15 protein-coding genes are annotated in these 16,033 nt (G+C 73.5%); 12 read left to right on the forward strand and 3 right to left on the reverse strand.

Going from position 1 to position 16,033, the window contains the following annotated elements:
- Window positions 1-5 precede the first annotated feature (5 nt).
- Window positions 6-911 carry a 2-oxo acid dehydrogenase subunit E2 gene (locus tag ACWHYA_RS13540; protein ID WP_425942580.1) on the forward strand — a complete coding sequence of 302 codons (906 nt, stop codon included), beginning with the start codon at window positions 6-8 and terminating at the stop codon, window positions 909-911.
- Between the two features lie 40 nt (window positions 912-951).
- A complete protein-coding gene (gene ybaK / locus ACWHYA_RS13545) occupies window positions 952-1,446 on the forward strand; it encodes a Cys-tRNA(Pro) deacylase (RefSeq protein ID WP_425942581.1) in 495 nt (164 codons plus the stop codon).
- Between the two features lie 51 nt (window positions 1,447-1,497).
- On the opposite strand, the gene ACWHYA_RS13550 is transcribed toward ybaK, so the two are convergent.
- A complete protein-coding gene (locus ACWHYA_RS13550) occupies window positions 1,498-2,958 on the reverse strand; it encodes a KamA family radical SAM protein (RefSeq protein WP_425942582.1) in 1,461 nt (486 codons plus the stop codon).
- A gap of 84 nt (window positions 2,959-3,042) precedes the next feature.
- On the opposite strand from ACWHYA_RS13550, the gene kdd reads away from it, so the two are divergent.
- The 9 genes from kdd to ACWHYA_RS13595 all read left to right on the forward strand — a co-directional run bounded on the left by kdd (window position 3,043) and on the right by ACWHYA_RS13595 (window position 12,595).
- Complete coding sequence (gene kdd, locus ACWHYA_RS13555; RefSeq protein ID WP_425942583.1) at window positions 3,043-4,137, forward strand: L-erythro-3,5-diaminohexanoate dehydrogenase; 1,095 nt, start codon at window positions 3,043-3,045, stop codon at window positions 4,135-4,137.
- Window positions 4,134-5,804 carry an amidohydrolase gene (locus tag ACWHYA_RS13560; protein ID WP_425942584.1) on the forward strand — a complete coding sequence of 557 codons (1,671 nt, stop codon included), beginning with the start codon at window positions 4,134-4,136 and terminating at the stop codon, window positions 5,802-5,804. The genes kdd and ACWHYA_RS13560 overlap by 4 nt, the downstream gene beginning before the upstream one ends.
- A complete protein-coding gene (gene kamD / locus ACWHYA_RS13565) occupies window positions 5,805-7,454 on the forward strand; it encodes a lysine 5,6-aminomutase subunit alpha (RefSeq protein ID WP_425942585.1) in 1,650 nt (549 codons plus the stop codon).
- A complete protein-coding gene (gene kamE / locus ACWHYA_RS13570) occupies window positions 7,451-8,275 on the forward strand; it encodes a lysine 5,6-aminomutase subunit beta (RefSeq protein ID WP_425942586.1) in 825 nt (274 codons plus the stop codon). The genes kamD and kamE overlap by 4 nt, the downstream gene beginning before the upstream one ends.
- Window positions 8,272-8,685 (forward strand): 3-aminobutyryl-CoA ammonia lyase, encoded by a 414-nt coding sequence (gene kal / locus ACWHYA_RS13575; protein WP_425942587.1) that lies wholly within the window; start codon window positions 8,272-8,274, stop codon window positions 8,683-8,685. Before kamE ends, kal begins: the two co-directional genes overlap by 4 nt.
- 343 nt (window positions 8,686-9,028) lie before the next feature.
- On the forward strand, window positions 9,029-10,597 hold the full coding sequence (gene lnt / locus ACWHYA_RS13580; RefSeq protein WP_425942588.1) for an apolipoprotein N-acyltransferase: 1,569 nt from the start codon (window positions 9,029-9,031) through the stop codon (window positions 10,595-10,597).
- Complete coding sequence (locus ACWHYA_RS13585; RefSeq protein ID WP_425942589.1) at window positions 10,594-11,427, forward strand: polyprenol monophosphomannose synthase; 834 nt, start codon at window positions 10,594-10,596, stop codon at window positions 11,425-11,427. Before lnt ends, ACWHYA_RS13585 begins: the two co-directional genes overlap by 4 nt.
- The gene (locus ACWHYA_RS13590; protein ID WP_425942590.1) at window positions 11,424-11,996 is read left to right on the forward strand and encodes an FxsA family protein; all 573 of its coding nucleotides are present in this window, start codon (window positions 11,424-11,426) and stop codon (window positions 11,994-11,996) included. Before ACWHYA_RS13585 ends, ACWHYA_RS13590 begins: the two co-directional genes overlap by 4 nt.
- Before the next feature lie 242 nt (window positions 11,997-12,238).
- Window positions 12,239-12,595, forward strand: coding sequence for an RNA polymerase-binding protein RbpA (locus ACWHYA_RS13595; protein WP_425942591.1), 357 nt, complete (start codon window positions 12,239-12,241; stop codon window positions 12,593-12,595).
- A 73-nt stretch (window positions 12,596-12,668) separates the two neighbouring features.
- Here ACWHYA_RS13595 and ACWHYA_RS13600 read toward each other — a convergent pair whose 3' ends face one another.
- Window positions 12,669-14,060, reverse strand: coding sequence for an MFS transporter (locus tag ACWHYA_RS13600; protein ID WP_425942592.1), 1,392 nt, complete (start codon window positions 14,058-14,060; stop codon window positions 12,669-12,671).
- Window positions 14,061-14,176: 116 nt separating this feature from the next.
- Between ACWHYA_RS13600 and ACWHYA_RS13605 the strand changes: the two genes are divergently transcribed.
- The gene (locus ACWHYA_RS13605) at window positions 14,177-14,359 is read left to right on the forward strand and encodes a CsbD family protein (protein WP_425942593.1); all 183 of its coding nucleotides are present in this window, start codon (window positions 14,177-14,179) and stop codon (window positions 14,357-14,359) included.
- 105 nt (window positions 14,360-14,464) lie between these two features.
- Here ACWHYA_RS13605 and ACWHYA_RS13610 read toward each other — a convergent pair whose 3' ends face one another.
- Window positions 14,465-15,943: an AI-2E family transporter gene (locus ACWHYA_RS13610; RefSeq protein WP_425942594.1), complete on the reverse strand. Its 1,479-nt coding sequence runs from the start codon at window positions 15,941-15,943 to the stop codon at window positions 14,465-14,467.
- Between the last annotated feature and the right edge of the window lie 90 nt (window positions 15,944-16,033).

Below are 16,033 nucleotides of genomic sequence, written 5' to 3' on the forward strand. Positions count from 1 at the left end.
GCACCATGTTCCTGCGCGGGCACCGGCCGGTCCGCGGCCGTCGGGACGCCCGACCGGTCGCCGACCTCCCGGCCCTGCGGCGGGTCGTGCCCCACCTGATGCCGACCCGGCTGGAGTCCACCGTCTACTACCGCCAGCACCTCGAGGTGGAGCGCCTGACGGCCTGGTTGGAGGAGGTCAACCAGGGACGGGCGGAGGAGGACCGGATCCGCTTCTTCCACGTCTTCCTGACCGCCTGGGCCCGGCTGTTCCGGCTCCGTCCAGAGCTCAACCGCTTCGTCTCCGCCAGGCGGACCTGGGAGCACCGGGACATCACCTTCGCCTTCACGGTCAAGCAGGCGATGACCGACGAGGCCGAGGAGGCGCAGGCACTGGTCCCGTTCACCGGCACCGAGACGGTCGAGCAGGTGCGGGCGCGGGTGGACCAGGTCCTCGACCGTGCCCGGCGCGGCGGGCACACCGGCAACGACCGCCTCGTCGAGACCCTTGTCCGCCTGCCCCGGCCGGTGGTCGCCGGGGTGGCCAGGGCAATCTGGGCCCTGGACGCGGTCGACCTGCTGCCGCGCGCCCTCGAGGACGCGATCCCGGTCTATGCCAGCTCCTACCTGGTCAACCTCGGGTCGCTGCACGCGGAGGCGCCCTTCCACCACCTGTACCAGCGGGGCACCGCCAGCACGTTCGTCTCGATCGGCACCATCCGGCCCGAACCGGTCGTCGACGACGCGGGAGCCGTCGTCGCGCGCCGCCGGGTCGACGTGGTCTACACCATCGACGAGCGGGCCACCGACGGGTTCTACCTGGTCCGCAGCTCCCAGGTCCTGCAGCAGCTCATCGACGACCCGGCCTCCCTGATGCTCCCGCCGGTCGACGGACCACCGGGCGCGCCCGGCCCGGTCACCGGCACCCCCTGAGCGCCGCGGAACCCCCTGACCCACGGCATACCCTGGGCGTGTGGGACGCAGGAGGACGGGAGCGGGCACCCCCGCGACGGTGATGCTGGACCGGGCGGGCGTGGACTACGAGGTGCGCCGCTACGAGCACGACCCGGCGGCCGACAGCTACGGCCTGGAGGCCGCCGTCGCCCTGGGGGTGGAACCGGCGCGGGTGTTCAAGACGCTCCTCGTCGAGGCCGACGGCGCGCTCGCCGTCGGGATCGTGCCGGTCGACACGCTGCTCGACCTGAAGGCGGTGGCCGCCGCGCTGGGGGCCAAGAAGGCGGTCATGGCGCAACCGGCCGACGCCGAGCGGGTCACGGGCTACGTGGTCGGCGGCATCAGCCCCGTGGGTCAGCGCCGCCGGCTGCCGACGGTCCTGGACGCCTCCGCCCTGGACCACCCCACCATCCTCGTCAGCGGCGGCCGGCGCGGTCTGGACCTGGAGCTGGCGCCCCACGACCTGCTGGCCGTCGTCGCCGGCAGCACCGCCCAGGTCGCCCGCCGCGCCTGAGCGGACGCGCCCGGGGACGGTGCCCGGGGCCGGTGCCGGGGAGCAGCGGCCTCAGACCAGCTGGTCCACCGACGCCCGACGGGACGCGGCCGCCTGCTGCGCGGCCGCCTCGGCGTCGACCTCGGCCGTCGGGGCGGCGTGCTGGCGCCACCACTCCTGGCCGCTGGGCGGCAGGGTGTCGATCGGGTCGTAATAGACGTACTCGGTGCTGGTGACGTCGACGTCCTCGGCCTCGATCGAGGTCCGGTAGTTCTTGCGCCAGTAGGAGATGCCGCGCTCGGTGTCGTAGGTGTCGACCTGGTGCACCCAGCGCTTGCCGACGAACGGCACGTCGCAGACGATCCGAGGCGTGGCGAAGCCGGGCAGGTAGCCCAGGATCGCGTGCTGCAGGTGCTGGGCGTGGGCGAGGGAGACCCGCCAGTGCTCGGCGTGCGGGATCATGTCGCACATGTAGAAGTAGTAGGGCGTGATCATGGCGTCGTCGGAGAGGGCGAAGCACAGGTCGAGCAGCTGCTGGCTGGTGTCGTTGACCCCGCGCATGAGCACGCCCTGGTTGCGCACGTCGCGCACCCCCGCGTCCAGCATCGCCCGGGAGGCCTGCGCCACCGCCGGGGTGACCGACTGGGCGGCGTTGACGTGGGTGTGGATCGCCAGGCCGACGCCGCGCTCGCGGGCCTTGCCCGCCACCCGGGCCACCCCCTCGACGGTGTCGGGGGCAAGCCAGTGCTGCGGCATGCCCATCAGCGCCTTGGTCGCCAGCCGCACGTCCCGGATGCTCTCGATCTCCAGCAGCTGGTCCAGCCACGCCTCGAGGTTCTTCCACGGCATGTTGGCCACGTCGCCGCCGGAGACGACCACGTCGCGCACCCCGGGGTTGGCCCGCAGGTAGTCCAGCATCTCCGCGTGCCGGTCCACCGGCTTGCCGGCGAGCTTGATCTTGGTGATCGTCGGGGTGGAGTTGCCGACCAGGTCCATCCGGGTGCAGTGCCCGCAGTACTGCGGGCAGGTGGGCAGCATCTCGGCCAGCACCTTGGTGGGGTAGCGGTGGGTCAGCCCCTCGGCCACCCACATGTCGTGCTCGTGCAGCGAGTCGCGCGCGGCGTGCGGGTGGGAGGGCCAGTCGGTGCGGCGGTCGGAGAAGACCGGCAGCATGTAGCGGCGCACGGAGTCGGCGTAGAACGCCGCAGTGTACTCCTCGCCGGCCGCCGGCATCCGCCCGTCCGCCCAGGTCTGCTCGCTGACGATGGTGTTGAGCATCTGCGGCGTGAGGAGCATGGACATCGTGGCGCGCTCGGTCTGGTCGCGCTCGAGGTCGGCGTAGAAGTCGTCGGTGAGCAGGTCGCCCATGACCGTCCGCAGCTGACGCACGTTCTTGACGCAGCTCACCCGCTGCCACTGCACGTCGGCCCACTGCTCGGCGGTGACGTGCTTCCAGCCCGGCAGGCGGGTCCAGTCCGGCTCGACCAGCTCACGGCGCCGGTAGGAGTAGGGCTGCTCGATCTGAGTGCTCATGACGTGGCATGCTACGGGACAACGTCCTGTGTGCGGAAGAACACACCGGAAGATTTCTTGTCAGATTGCGATTTGGGAGGACAGATGACGGTCTCGACCGGGCATTCACCGTTCGGGCTGCACAGGGTCGTCGATCCCTCGGGCGAGGCGGTGACCCTGCCGCAGGCCGCCCGCCGGCTGGACACCTCCCCGGAGCTCGCGCCGGACGAGGTGCGGATCGACGTCGAGGTGCTCAACCTGGACGCCGCCTCCTACCGCCAGCTGCGCGAGAAGCACACCGGCCCCACCGGCCACGTGCACGGGCACGGCATCCGCAGCGACGTCCTGGAGATCGTCGAGGACCGCGGCAAGATGCAGAACCCGGTCACCGGGTCCGGAGGCATGCTCATCGGCACCGTGGCCGAGGTCGGGCCGCACAGCCCGCTGGGCCTGGTGGTCGGCGACCGGGTCGCCACCCTCGTGTCCCTGTCCCTGACCCCGTTGCACATCAGCGACCGGCTGGCGCGCTGGGACGGGATGTCCGAGCGCGTGCCGACGGCCGGCCACGCCATCCTCTTCGGCCGGTCGGTCGCGGCGCGGCTGCCCGAGGACCTCCACCCCGACCTCGCCCTGATGGTCATGGACGTCTGCGGCGCCCCCGCCCTGGTCACCAAGGTGGTGCAGGGGTATGCCGCCCGCGGGCCGGCCCCCACCGTCGCCGTGCTCGGCGGCGCGGGCAAGTCGGGCAGCCTGTCCCTGGCCGCCGCCCGGGAGGCCGGCGCGGGCCGCCGGATCGCCGTGGTCCCCGTGGAGGCCGAGGCCGCGATGCTGCGCGGCACCGACCTCGTCGACGAGGTCGTCGTCGCCGACGCCCGGTCGCCGATCGCCCTGGAGTGGTCCGTGCGCGAGGCGGGCGGACCGGCCGACGTCACCGTCGTCTGCGTGGACGTCCCGGGCTGCGAGCAGCCGGCGATCATGGCCACCGCCCAGGGCGGCACGGTCGTGTACTTCTCGATGGCGACCAGCTTCGCCGCGGCCGCCCTCGGGGCCGAGGGGCTGGCGGCCGACGTGACCATGCTGGTGGGCAACGGCTACAGCCCGGGCCACGCGGACCTGGCCCTGTCCCTGGTCCGCGGGGACGACACGGTGCGCCGCCTGTTCGAGTCCAGGCTGCACACCCACCACACTGGGCAGACGTGAGCACCCTTCAGCCCCAGCCCCAGCCCGAACGGGCCCGGTCCTCCTCCGCCCCTGGCGGGCGCGTCCTGCTGCACGGCGGCGTCCTCGCGGGCGCGACGTCCGACGACGACGTGTCCGGCGCCGCCCCCACCGCGCTCGTGCTCGACGGGTCCACCGTCGCCTGGGTCGGGGACGAGGCCGGGGCCTCCGCGTGGCACGACCGTGTCGACCGCGTCGTGGACCTGGACGGCGCCCTGGTCACGCCCGGGTTCGCGGACGCCCACGTCCACCTGACCATGACCGGCCAGGGGCTCGACGGGGTCGACCTGTCGCGGACCCGCTCTGTCCGCGAGGCGCTCGACCTGGTCGAGCAGGCGGTCCGCCGCCGCCGGGGCCGTCCCGTCTACGCGCACTCGTGGGACGAGACCCGCTGGGCGGAGGGACGGCCAGTGACCTCGGCCGAGCTGGACCGCGCGTCCTACGGCGGGGTGGTGTACATGCCCCGCGTGGACGCCCACTCGGCCAGCCTGTCCACCGCGATGGCCACGATCGCCCGGGTCCGGGAGATCGACGGCTGGGACGGCACCGGCGTGGTGCGACGGGACGCCTTCGCGGCCGCGACCAACGCCTTCACCACCACCCTCACGCCCGCCGACCGGGAGCACCACGTCTCCCTGGCGCTGCGGGCGGCGGCCGCGGCGGGGATCACCCTCCTGCACGAGATGGGCGCGGCGCACCTGACCGGTCACGACGACATCCGCGCGGTGCTGGCCCACGGCGAGGCGCCGGGCGTGCCGGACGTGGTCACGTACTGGGGCGAGCTCGTGGACGACGCCGACGCGGCCGCCGAGCTGGCCGGGTTCCTCGGCGTGCTCGGCCTGGCGGGCGACCTGTGCGCGGACGGGTCGTTCGGGTCCTTCACCGCCCACGTGGAGCAGCCCTACCTCGGTGCCCCGTCGGGGGCGGGGGAGGAGGGCCACCACGTCGGTTTCGGCTACCTCGGCGTGGACGAGGTCCGCGACCACGTCCTGGCGTGCACCCGCGCCGGGCTGCAGGCCGGCGGGCACGTCATCGGCGACGCCGCCCTGCGCACGATGGCCACCGGCTTCCGGGCCGCCGCGGAGGAGCTGGGGGTCGAGGCGGTGCGTGCCGCCCGGCACCGCTGGGAGCACGTGGAGCTGCCCTCGCCCCAGGTGCTGGCCACCATGGCCGAGCTGGGCGTCTGGGCCAGCGTGCAACCCGTCTTCGACGCCCTCTGGGGCGGGTCCGAGGGCATGTATGCCGCCCGGCTGGGTCCGGAGCGCGCCCTCTCGGCGCTGCCGCTGCGGGACATGGTCGACGCCGGGATCCGCGTGGCGCTGGGGTCCGACAGCCCGGTCACCCCGCTGGGACCGTGGGCGGCGGTGCGTGCGGCCGTCCTGCACCACAACCCCGGGCAGCGGCTCACGCCCGCCGAGGCCTTCACCGCCCACACGGTCGCCGGCCACGAGCTGGCCGGGCGGGCCGGAGGCCACCTGCGCGCCGGCGCCCCCGCCACCTACGTCGTCTGGGACGACGGTGCCGGGACGCCCGTCCCCACCGACCCGGGCACGGGCCTGCCCGTCCTCGACGACCCCGACCAGTCCCTGCCCGTCGCGCGGATCACCGTCGTGTCCGGCCAGGTCGCCCACGACCGTGAAGGAGCCTGAGTGAGCCCCCGCACCGGGACGAAGACCCCGCCCCGCACGCCGGTCCGCGCCGTCGCGCCGCCGCCCCCCCTCGACCTGGACCCGAAGGTGGTGCGCCGGGCCCGCACCCTGGCGCGCCGGCTCGGCGAGCCCGTCGTGGAGATGACCCGCACCCGCACGACCGTGTCCGTGGAGCGGGCGACGCTCCGGCTCGCCGGCCTGGCCGGGGCCGACCACGAGCGCGTGCCGTGGGTCAACCACCTCGTCGACGCGGTCCGGGACCAGGTGGGCCTCGAGCACGGCGTGACCACCCCGGTCTGGGACGCCCTGCGCCGGGAGGAGGCGCCCGACCTGCTCACCCTCGCCCAGAAGGCGTCCGCAGGGGCGGTGGCCTTCCGGCTGCCCGACCGGCGTCGCGAGCTCACGGCGGCCCGCCGGGCCGCCCGCGCGGCCGTCCGCCCGGGCCTGCGCCGCATCGACCGGCAGCGGGCCACCAGGGAACGCCTGGTCTCCCGGCTGGGCGACCCGCCGCAGCGACCGTGGGTCTACCTCATCGTGGCCACCGGCGACATCTACGAGGACATCCCGCAGGCGCAGTCGGCGGCCCGGGCGGGGGCCGACGTCATCGCGGTCATCCGCTCCACCGGCCAGTCGCTGCTGGACTACGTCCCCGAGGGTGCCACCCGCGAGGGCTTCGCCGGCACCTACGCCACCCAGGAGAACTTCCGGCTCATGCGGGAGGCGCTGGACGAGGTGGGCGCCGAGCTGGGCCGCTACGTGCGCCTGACCAACTACGCCTCCGGGCTGTGCATGCCCGAGATCGCCACCCTGGCCGGCCTGGAGCGGCTGGACATGATGCTCAACGACTCGATGTACGGCATCCTCTTCCGCGACATCAACCCGGTCCGCACCTTCGTCGACCAGCGCTTCTCCCGGCAGATCCACGCCCGGGCCGGCATCATCATCAACACCGGCGAGGACAACTACCTCACCACCGCCGACGCCGTCGAGGCCGCCCACACCGTCACCGTGTCGCAGCTGCTGAACGAGTACTTCGGCACCGAGGCGGGCCTGCAGGACTGGCAGCTGGGCCTGGGCCACGCCTTCGAGATCGACCCCGACCTGCCGGAGTCGTTCCGGATGGAGCTGGCGCACGCCCTGCTGGCCCGCCAGCTCTTCCCGGACGCGCCGCTGAAGTGGATGCCGCCGACCAAGCACATGACCGGCGACGTCTTCAAGGGTCACCTGCTCGACGGGTTCTTCAACCTCGCGGGGGTGCTGACCGGCCAGTCCATCCTGCTCGTGGGGATGATGACCGAGGCCGTGGTGACGCCGTGGCTGTCCGACCGGGACCTGGCCCTGCAGAACGTGCGCTACGTGCTGGGGGCGGCCGGCGGACTGACCGAGGACTTCCGACCGCCGCCGGAGGGGTTCATCCAGACCCGGGCGCGCCAGGTCCTCACCGAGGCCGTGGACCTGCTGGAGCGGATCACCCGGGACGAGGGCGCGAGCGGCACCGCATCGATCCCCCTGCTGGAGGCCATCGGCGACGGCACCTTCGGCCTGATGAAGCGGCCGGCGGACCGCGGCAAGGGCCTGGACGGAGTGGTCGTGCGGGCCGACGACTACGACAACCCGGCCATCACGATGCTCGAGGAGGGGTCGCAGTGACCGCGACGACCGGGACGACCGGGACGACCACGGAGACGCAGGTGGACGCGACGACGCAGGTGGACGCGAGCACGCAGCCGACCGTGGTCCGCCCCTACGGCGACACCACCGGCGACGGCATGGTGCAGGTCTCCTTCACCCTGCCCGTGCCGCACGACAAGCGGGCCGAGGGCGCAGCCTTGCAGCTCGCCGGGAAGATGGGCCTGGCCCCGGCTCTCCTCGTGCACGCCAAGGCCGTGGGACCACGCCACACCTTCTTCATCGTCTACGGCAGCGTGAGCCACCTCGTGGACCTCTCCCAGGTGCAGGTCGTCGAGCGCGACCACCCGCTGCTGACCCCCAAGGAGGTCAACGCCGCCATCCGGGAGCGCCTGCGCCGGCCCCTCGTCGTCGTCGGCGCCTGCATCGGGACCGACGCGCACACGGTGGGCATCGACGCGATCCTCAACATCAAGGGGTTCGCGGGGGAGAAGGGGCTGGAGTACTACTCCGAGATCACCGTCGTCAACCTCGGCGCGCAGGTGCTCGTCCCGGAGCTGGTGGAGAGCGCCCGGGAGGCGGGGGCCGACGCGGTCCTGGTCTCCCAGGTCGTCACCCAGCGCGACGCGCACATCTCCAACACCACCCAGATGGCGGCCGCCTTCAGGGAGGCCTACCCGGCCGGGGAGGTGCCGCTGCTCGTCGTCGGCGGCCCCCGGTTCGAGGAGGGCTCAGCCGGCCAGCTGGGCGTGGACCGGATCTTCGGCCGGGGGACCACCCCCGGCGAGGTCGCGTCATACCTTGTCCATGCCCTCGTCGAGAACGGAAGGTCACGCCCATGACCACGCACGAGCCCGCCGCCAGCCCCGCCACCGTCGGGATGGGCGTGACCCATGCCCGCTACGTCCCCTACTCCCACGCCCACTACGCGGGGAACCTCGTGGACGGTGCCTACAGCCTCGCCCTGTTCGGGGACGTGGCCACCGAGCTGTGCATCCGCACCGACGGCGACGAGGGGCTCTTCGCCTCCTACAGCGACGTGCAGTTCCTGGCCCCGGTGCGGGCCGGCGACTGCCTGGAGGTCAGCGCCACCCTGGTGCGGGTGGGCAGCCGCAGCCGGGAGATGGACCTCGAGGTCCGCGTCGTCGCCCGGGGCGAGGCCTCCCGGGGGGTCTCGGCCGCCGCGGTGCTGGAGCCGGCCCTGGTGGCCACCCGGGCCCGCGGCACCGTCGTGGTCCCTCCTCAGGCCTGAAGCAGCCCGCGGAGAGCACCGTGCGGCGTGTCCAGCGCGACACGCCGGGGACAGGTGGTCGGAGGCCAGGATCACTCCGTCGGCCGGGGTGCTCGTGACCTGCGAGTATGCGCCATCGTCGCAGGTCAGCGCCCTGTTGACAGCCGTGCGGCAGGCGACCTACGTTCATCTGGTCCCCACGAACGCGACGCAAGTCGTCGGGGAGCCACGGCCCCGTGCACCGAGTAGACAACGGTTGCGGGACGGTCACCAGCCGTCCCGTGGTCGGCCCCAAAGGTGCCGGGGCCGGGCCGCGTCCTGAGGGGCTTTTCCGACGGCGGCGAGGGGCACCTACCCTGGGGGGGTGCTGCCCGTCCGCCTCCTGCTCGCCGTCCTGGGCGGGGTGGCCGTCTGGCTGGCCTTCCCCGGGTTCGACGTCTGGCCGCTGGCCTTCCTCGGGACCGGTGCCCTCGCGCTGGCCACCGCCGGCACGCGGTGGTGGGTCGGTGCGCTGGCCGGCCTCGGCCTGGGGCTGACCTGGTTCGCCCCGATGTTCACCTGGGCGAGCACCTACGCCGGGACCGCGCCGTGGGCGGCCATGAGCGTGGCGTCGGCGCTGTACCCCGCCGCGCTGGGAGCTGTCCTGGCCCTCCTCCAGCGCGACGGCCGCGTCCGCCCGTTCGTCGGGGCCGCCGCGTGGGTCGTCATGGAGCAGGCCCGCGCCGTCACGCCGTTCGGCGGCTTCCCGTGGGCGCGCCTGGGCTTCAGCCAGGCCGACTCGCCCCTGCTGGGTGCGGTGGCCCTCGTCGGGGTCCCGGGCCTGGGTCTGCTCGTCGCCCTCGTCGGCGGGCTGCTGGCGCTGGGGGTGCAGCGCCTGGCCCGCGCGCGACCTGCCCCGCGCCGGAGCACGGCCTGGGTGCCGGTCCTGGCCGCCGCCGGCCTCGTCCTGGTGCCGCTGCTGGTGCCCCGGCCCACGGCCGGGGACCCCGTCACGGTCGCCGCCGTCCAGGGAGACATCCCGGAGGGCTTCACCCGCACCCTGACCGCCGAGCGCGGCACGATGCTGCAGCGCTACACCGAGCAGACCACCGGGCTGGCCGAGGACGTGGCCGCGGGGCGACAGGAGGCGCCGGACCTGGTCCTGTGGCCCGAGGGGGCGAGCGACCTCGACCCGCTGCACCCCGTGCGGGGCGCGGAGACGACCGGGCGGATCATGGAGGCGGTGGACGCCGTGGACGCCCCGGTCGTGCTCGGGGGCATCTCCCGGCAGGGTGGCGAGGACCCCTACAACACGATGTTCAGCTACCTGCCGGGCGAGGGCCTGGACCAGGTGTACAGCAAGGTCTACCTCGCACCTTTCGGCGAGTTCGTGCCGCTGCGTCCCCTCCTGCGCCACCTGAGCCCGTGGGTCGACCGGATCTCCGACCTGTCGGCCGGGACCGAGCCGGGCACCATGCCGGTGCCGCTGCCCGACGGCCGCACGGTCGACCTGGGCCTGGGGATCTGCTTTGAGGTGGTCGTGGACCCGGCCGTCCGGGACGTGGTGCGTGAGGGGGCCGACCTGCTCGTCGTCCCGACCAGCAACGCCTGGTTCGGGGAGGGGCACCAGTCGGTGCAGCACATCGCCGCCTCCCGCGTCCGGGCGGTCGAGCACGGCCGCTCGGTCGTGCACATCAGCAACGTCGGGGTCTCCGGGCTGATCACCCCCGACGGTCGGGTGCACGAGCCGACGGACCTGTACACCCGCGCGACCCTCGTGGGGGACCTGCCCCTGCGCTCGGCCACCACGCCCGCCCTCCACGTCGGCCCCTGGGTGGCCCCCGTCGCCGCCGTCGTGCTCGCCGGCGCCCTGCTCCGGACCTTGCTGCAGGCCGCCCGCGCGTCCGCGTCGGCTCGGGGTGACCGTACGCCCGCGGTTAGGCTGCCCCGGTGACGACGAGCCCTCGGCCGGTGATCCGGCGCGTCTGCGTGTGCGTGCCCACCTACGACGAGGCCGGCAACGTCGAGATGATCGTGCGGCGGATCCGGGCGGCGGTGCCGCAGGCGGACGTGCTGGTGCTCGACGACGCCAGCCCCGACGGGACCGGGGAGATCGCCGACCGGCTCGCCGCCGAGGACGGGCGTGTGCACGTGCTGCACCGACCCGGCAAGCAGGGCCTGGGCCCGGCGTACCTGGCCGGTTTCGCCTGGGCCCTGGAGCGGGACCACGACGCCGTCGTGCAGATCGACGCCGACGGGTCCCACCAGCCCGAGCAGCTCCCCGACCTGCTGGCGGCGGCCGCGGACGCCGACGTGGTCGTGGGGTCGCGCTACGTCCCCGGCGGTACGGTGCACAACTGGCCCGCGCACCGGCGGGCACTGTCGGTGGGCGCCAACACCTACGCCCGGCTGCTGCTGGGCATCCCGGTGCACGACGCGACGGCCGGCTTCCGGGTCTACCGCGCGTCGGCCCTGCGGGCGATGGACACCGCGGCCGTGGCCTCCCAGGGCTACTGCTTCCAGGTCGACCTCACGCTGCGGGCCCTGGACGAGGGGCTGCGCGTGGTGGAGGTCCCCGTCGCGTTCGTGGAGCGGGAGGTCGGCACCTCCAAGATGGACGACGCGATCGTGCGCGAGGCCGCCCTCCGCGTGGGGGTATGGGGTGCCCGTCGCCGCTGGCGTCAGGTCCGCGGCCACCTGGCGCGGGGGACGGGGGCCCGGGAACGCGCCGGCGCCGCGGGGCGTTCTCCCCGGTGGCACCACCTCGAGGAGGACGTCCCGTGACCGCACACCCCACCCCGCCGCCCCGTCGGCGCTCCGGCCTGCGCTGGCTGCTGGCGGGCCTGGTCGCCCTGCCGCTCCTGGAGCTGGTCGTCCTCGTCCTCGTGGGCCAGCAGATCGGGTTCTGGTGGACCCTGGCCCTCGTCGTCGGGGTCGGCCTGGTCGGAGCCTGGCTGGGCCGCCGTGAGTCGGGCCGCACCTACCGCGCCATGCAGGACGCCGTCCGCTCGGGCAGGGCTCCCACCGACGAGGTCACCGACGCCATCCTCGTCATGGTCGGTGCCTTCCTGCTCGTGCTCCCGGGCTTCGTCAGCGACCTGCTCGGGCTGGTGGCCGTGCTGCCGTTCACCCGGCCGTGGGCCCGGCGGCTGTTCCAGCTGCTCGTCGCCCGCCAGGCGGTCAGGGCCTCCGCCGGGGTGGTCGGGGGACCCGGGTGGCCGCAGACGTCGTGGCGCCCCGGGTCGGGACCCGGGTCCCGGCGGGGCGGGGGAGAGGTCATCGAGGGCGAGGTCGTGGAGGAGACCCCGCCCCCGGGGAGCACCGCCCCCGGTCGGCCACGGCTGGAGGAGTAGGTCTCGCCGCCGCGGTGGGCCAGCCACCGCGCTGTGCCAACCGGGGCCTGACCAGCACGACTGGCCCGGCGCACCAGCCTCCGCTACGATGGAACGTCCCCCTGCAAGCGTGCCGGTGCCTCCGGGTGCACCGCCGTGCGGCAGCGGCGGGGAACACGGTGACCGTGGCGGGCGTTGTCCCCTCAGGAGTCACACGACCGACCCGATCCTAATCACGTGTCCTGGACACGAGGGGAGTGCACATGGCTGAGAGGTCCCTGCGCGGAACCAACCTGAGCTGGTTGTCGTTCGAGAGCGACGAGGGCGTCACGTTCAGTGAGCGCCAGATCACGCGGTACGTCTGCCCCGACGGGCACATCAGCGAGCTGCCGTTCTCGGTGGAGGCCGAGATCCCGTCGCTGTGGGAGTGCCGCTGCGGGCTGGACGCCAAGCTCGTCGACGGCCCCGAGCCGGAGGCCAAGACGACCAAGCACCAGCGCACCCACTGGGACATGCTGCTCGAGCGCCGGTCCATCCCCGAGCTGGAGGAGCTGCTGGAGGAGCGTCTGGACCTGCTGCGCACGCAGCGTGGCGAGAAGCCCCGGCGCCGCAGCGCCTGAGGCGCCCCGACCTCATACCCCTCGACGGCCCCGGACCCCACGGTCCGGGGTCGTCGTGCGTGCGGGCGAGGGCTCAGACGATGCGCGGCTGCTCGTTGCCGGCCATCGCGATGCCCTCGCGCACCCGCACCCTCGTGAGGATCAGGCCTCCGACGACGAAGAAGGCGATGGTCACCAGGATCGCCGGTCGGTAGGACCCGGTGAGCTGGTAGGTCAGGCCGAACGCCAGGGTCCCGAACCAGCTCGTCCCGCGCTCCATGGCCTGGTAGAAGCTGAAGAACTCCGACTCCCGCCCCTGCGGGACCAGCTGGGAGTACAGCGACCGGGAGAGGGCCTGGGTGCCGCCCATCACCGTGCCGATCAGCACGGCGCAGACCATCCACACCCCGAAGGCGCCGGCCGGGACGAAGTAGGCGAAGGCCACGACGAGGGTCCACATGAGGATGCCGCCCAGGACCGTCCGTTTCGCCCCTGCCCGGCCGGCGACGACCCCGAAGGCCAGGGCCCCGCCGAAGGCGACGAACTGCACGACGAGGATGGTGATGATCATCTGGCTGGTGTCGAACCCCAGCGCCTCGGTGCCGTAGAGGCTGGCCGACGTGATGACCGTCTGGATGCCGTCGTTGAAGAACAGGTAGGCCAGCAGGAAGGTGAGGGTGTGCGGGTAGGAGCGCAGCTCACCGAAGGTGTGCCGCAGCTGGGTGAACGTGCCGCCCAGCACGCCGGCGGCGCGGTCGACCGGGGGAGCGGTGGTCCCGCGGATGCGGCGCAGGCCGACCACCGGGATGAGGGTGAAGACCGCCCACCACAGTCCGGCGGAGAGCAGGGAGATCCGGATCGCCATCTCGTAGCTCAGCCCCAGGCTCTCGTGCACCTGCATCAGGCCCAGGTTGAGCGCGAGGAGCAGACCTCCGCCGAGGTAGCCCAGGGCCCAGGCCCGGGAGGACACCTTGTCGCGGTCGTCCGGATGGGCCACCCGGTTGAGCAGGGCGTCGTAGACGACCGTGGAGGCCCCCAGGCACAGGTTGGCCACCACGACGAGCAGCACGCCGAGCTGCCAGCTGCTGCCCTGCAGGAAGAACATCGCCGAGGCGGCCGCGGCGCCCGACCAGGCCAGACCGCCCAGCAGGTGGGTCGGCCGGGGGTGGCGGTCGGCGACGGCGCCGACGAAGAGGAGCACGACGGCCGAGACGAGGGTGGCGACCGTGATCGTGTACGGCGCGAGCGACCCGACCGCCACGGGCAGACCCAGGATCGAGAGCCGCTCGTCGCAGACCTGCCCCGCCACGAGGTCCGGGCACGCGTCCGCGCGGGCCAGCGCGGTCAGGTAGGGACTGATCAGGACCGTGCCGGTGGTGGTGACGTAGGCCGAGTTGGCCCAGTCGTACCAGCCCCAGGCGCGCTGGTGGGCCCGGGTCCGCTCGAGCTCGGGATCGGCGCGCAGCAATCCGGTGGCTGAGGTCATGGGGCGAGCGTGCCACACGGGCGCGACGGGAAGAGCGCAGGCACGGCTCGAGTTGCGCCGTGCCCGGGATGAGGCAGGGTAGGCAGCGTACGTTCCGTCCAACGAAAGGAGTCGTCATGGGACTGGGTGACAAGATCTCGAACGCGGCCGAGGATGCCAAGGGCAAGGCCAAGGAGGGCGTCGGCGACGCCACCGACAACGAGCAGATGCAGGCTGAGGGCAAGGGCGAGCAGCTGTCCGCCAGCGCCAAGAAGGCAGGCGAGAACGTGAAGGACGGCTTCAACGACGCCACCCGCTGACACCCGGCCGCCGACCTGAGGTCGGCGCGCCGTCGGCCGACGAGGACCCACCGCCCCGTGCGGGGTGGTGGGTCCTCCGCGTGCGACGGACGTCCGGGGGCCGGCTCAGGTCGCCGAGGGGTCCGGGCCGTCCTCGCGCGGGGCAGGAGCGTCCCGCTTCCCAGGCCGGGTGGCCCGTGTCGCCCCTCTCGGGCGCCGTCGGGGGAGCCGGGGTCGGCTGCGCCCCCCGCGCACCACCTGCTGGATCGTGCGCTCCTCCTGCTCGTGCTCCTCGGCGGCCCGCGCACGGAAGAGCGGTGCCTCGTGCTCGGCGCGGGCCGCAGCCACCGCCCCCTCGGGAGTGGTCACCGCCAGGTCGTCGGCGGTCAGGTCGCCGGTGCGCAGGTCGACCTGCTCGCTGAGGTAGCGCAGGAGCACCACCACCGACGCGGCCACCGGCACGGCGAGGAAGGCACCGATGATGCCGAAGAGCGTCCCGCCCCCCGCCACCGCCAGCAGGATGATGCCGGGGTGCATCTGCATGCTGCGGCCCTGCAGGGCCGGCTGAAGGACGTTGCCCTCGATCTGCTGGACCGCCAGCACGAGGACGAGGACCCAGACCGCGGTGGTGAAGCCCTGGGTGACCAGCGCGACCAGGACGGCGAGGCCCCCGGCGATGAGGGCCCCGACGATGGGGATGAAACCGCCGGCGAAGGTCAGGACGGCCAGGGCCAGGGCCAGCGGCACCTGCAGGATGAGCAGACCCGCCCCGATGAGCACCGCGTCGGCGGCGCTGACGATCGCCTGGGTGCGGATGAACCCGCCGAGCGTGTTCCACACCCGGGTCAGGGCCTCGGTGAGGTGGCGTCCCGCGGAGCGTCCCATGGTCCGTCGCAACCACGGCAGGAACTCCGGACCGTCCTTGAGGAAGAAGAAGGTCAGGACCAGCACCATCGCCAGCGTCACCAGTGCCGACCCCACGGCACCCACCCCGGTCGCCAGGTAGCTGGCGGCCTGGGTGCTCTGGTCCTGCAACCAGTCGACGGCGGTGCCGACGTACTGGTCGACCTGGGTCTGCTCCAGGTTCAGCGGGGGACCGTTGAGCCAGTCGCTGACCTGCCCGATGCCGTCCGAGGCCTGCTCGAAGATCTCCTGGGACTGGCTGGCCACCGAGGGCGCCAGCGCGGTGAGCACGCCGCCGACCAGGCCGAAGGCCAGCAGCAGGGTCAGCACGGTGGCCAGCGCCGGGGCGAGTTTGCGGCGCAGGAGGTTGACCACGGGCCACAGCACGGTGGAGACGATGAGGGCCAGGATGATGGGCAGGACACCGACCCAGACCTTGCCCAGGATCCACCACAGGACCCACAGGGCGGCGGCGACGAAGAGGAAGCGCAGGCTCCAGTCCGCCACGGCCTTCATCCCCACCCCGATGACCCGACCCCGGTCGACCCCGACGTTGGTCGTCTCCTCGGGACGGCCCAGGGGGGGCTGCTGGCTGCCCGGGACGGTCGGCGGGCGGTGGCCCACGTCCTCCGCGGCCTCCTCCACCGGCACGTTGGCCGAGGTGACCTCGCGCGTCTCCCTCTGCAGGTCGGATTCAGGCATCCCCACTCCTGGTCGCTCGTCGGTCGGCGGTCGCCGACGCCCTAGTCTCGCATCACCCACGTCGTGGACCGTGCCCAGAACCTGCCCGGG

It is taken from the genome of Ornithinimicrobium carbonis (assembly GCF_977012275.1).

What these genes read in the sequence shown, in the direction of transcription:
- ACWHYA_RS13540 (WP_425942580.1), top strand. Translation starts at nt 6, where the DNA reads ATGTTCCTGCGCGGGCACCGGCCGGTCCGCGGCCGTCGGGACGCCCGA.
- ACWHYA_RS13550 (WP_425942582.1), bottom strand. Translation starts at nt 2,958, where the DNA reads ATGAGCACTCAGATCGAGCAGCCCTACTCCTACCGGCGCCGTGAGCTG.
- kdd (WP_425942583.1), top strand. Translation starts at nt 3,043, where the DNA reads ATGACGGTCTCGACCGGGCATTCACCGTTCGGGCTGCACAGGGTCGTC.
- kal (WP_425942587.1), top strand. Translation starts at nt 8,272, where the DNA reads ATGACCACGCACGAGCCCGCCGCCAGCCCCGCCACCGTCGGGATGGGC.
- ACWHYA_RS13595 (WP_425942591.1), top strand. Translation starts at nt 12,239, where the DNA reads ATGGCTGAGAGGTCCCTGCGCGGAACCAACCTGAGCTGGTTGTCGTTC.
- ACWHYA_RS13600 (WP_425942592.1), bottom strand. Translation starts at nt 14,060, where the DNA reads ATGACCTCAGCCACCGGATTGCTGCGCGCCGATCCCGAGCTCGAGCGG.
- ACWHYA_RS13605 (WP_425942593.1), top strand. Translation starts at nt 14,177, where the DNA reads ATGGGACTGGGTGACAAGATCTCGAACGCGGCCGAGGATGCCAAGGGC.
- ACWHYA_RS13610 (WP_425942594.1), bottom strand. Translation starts at nt 15,943, where the DNA reads ATGCCTGAATCCGACCTGCAGAGGGAGACGCGCGAGGTCACCTCGGCC.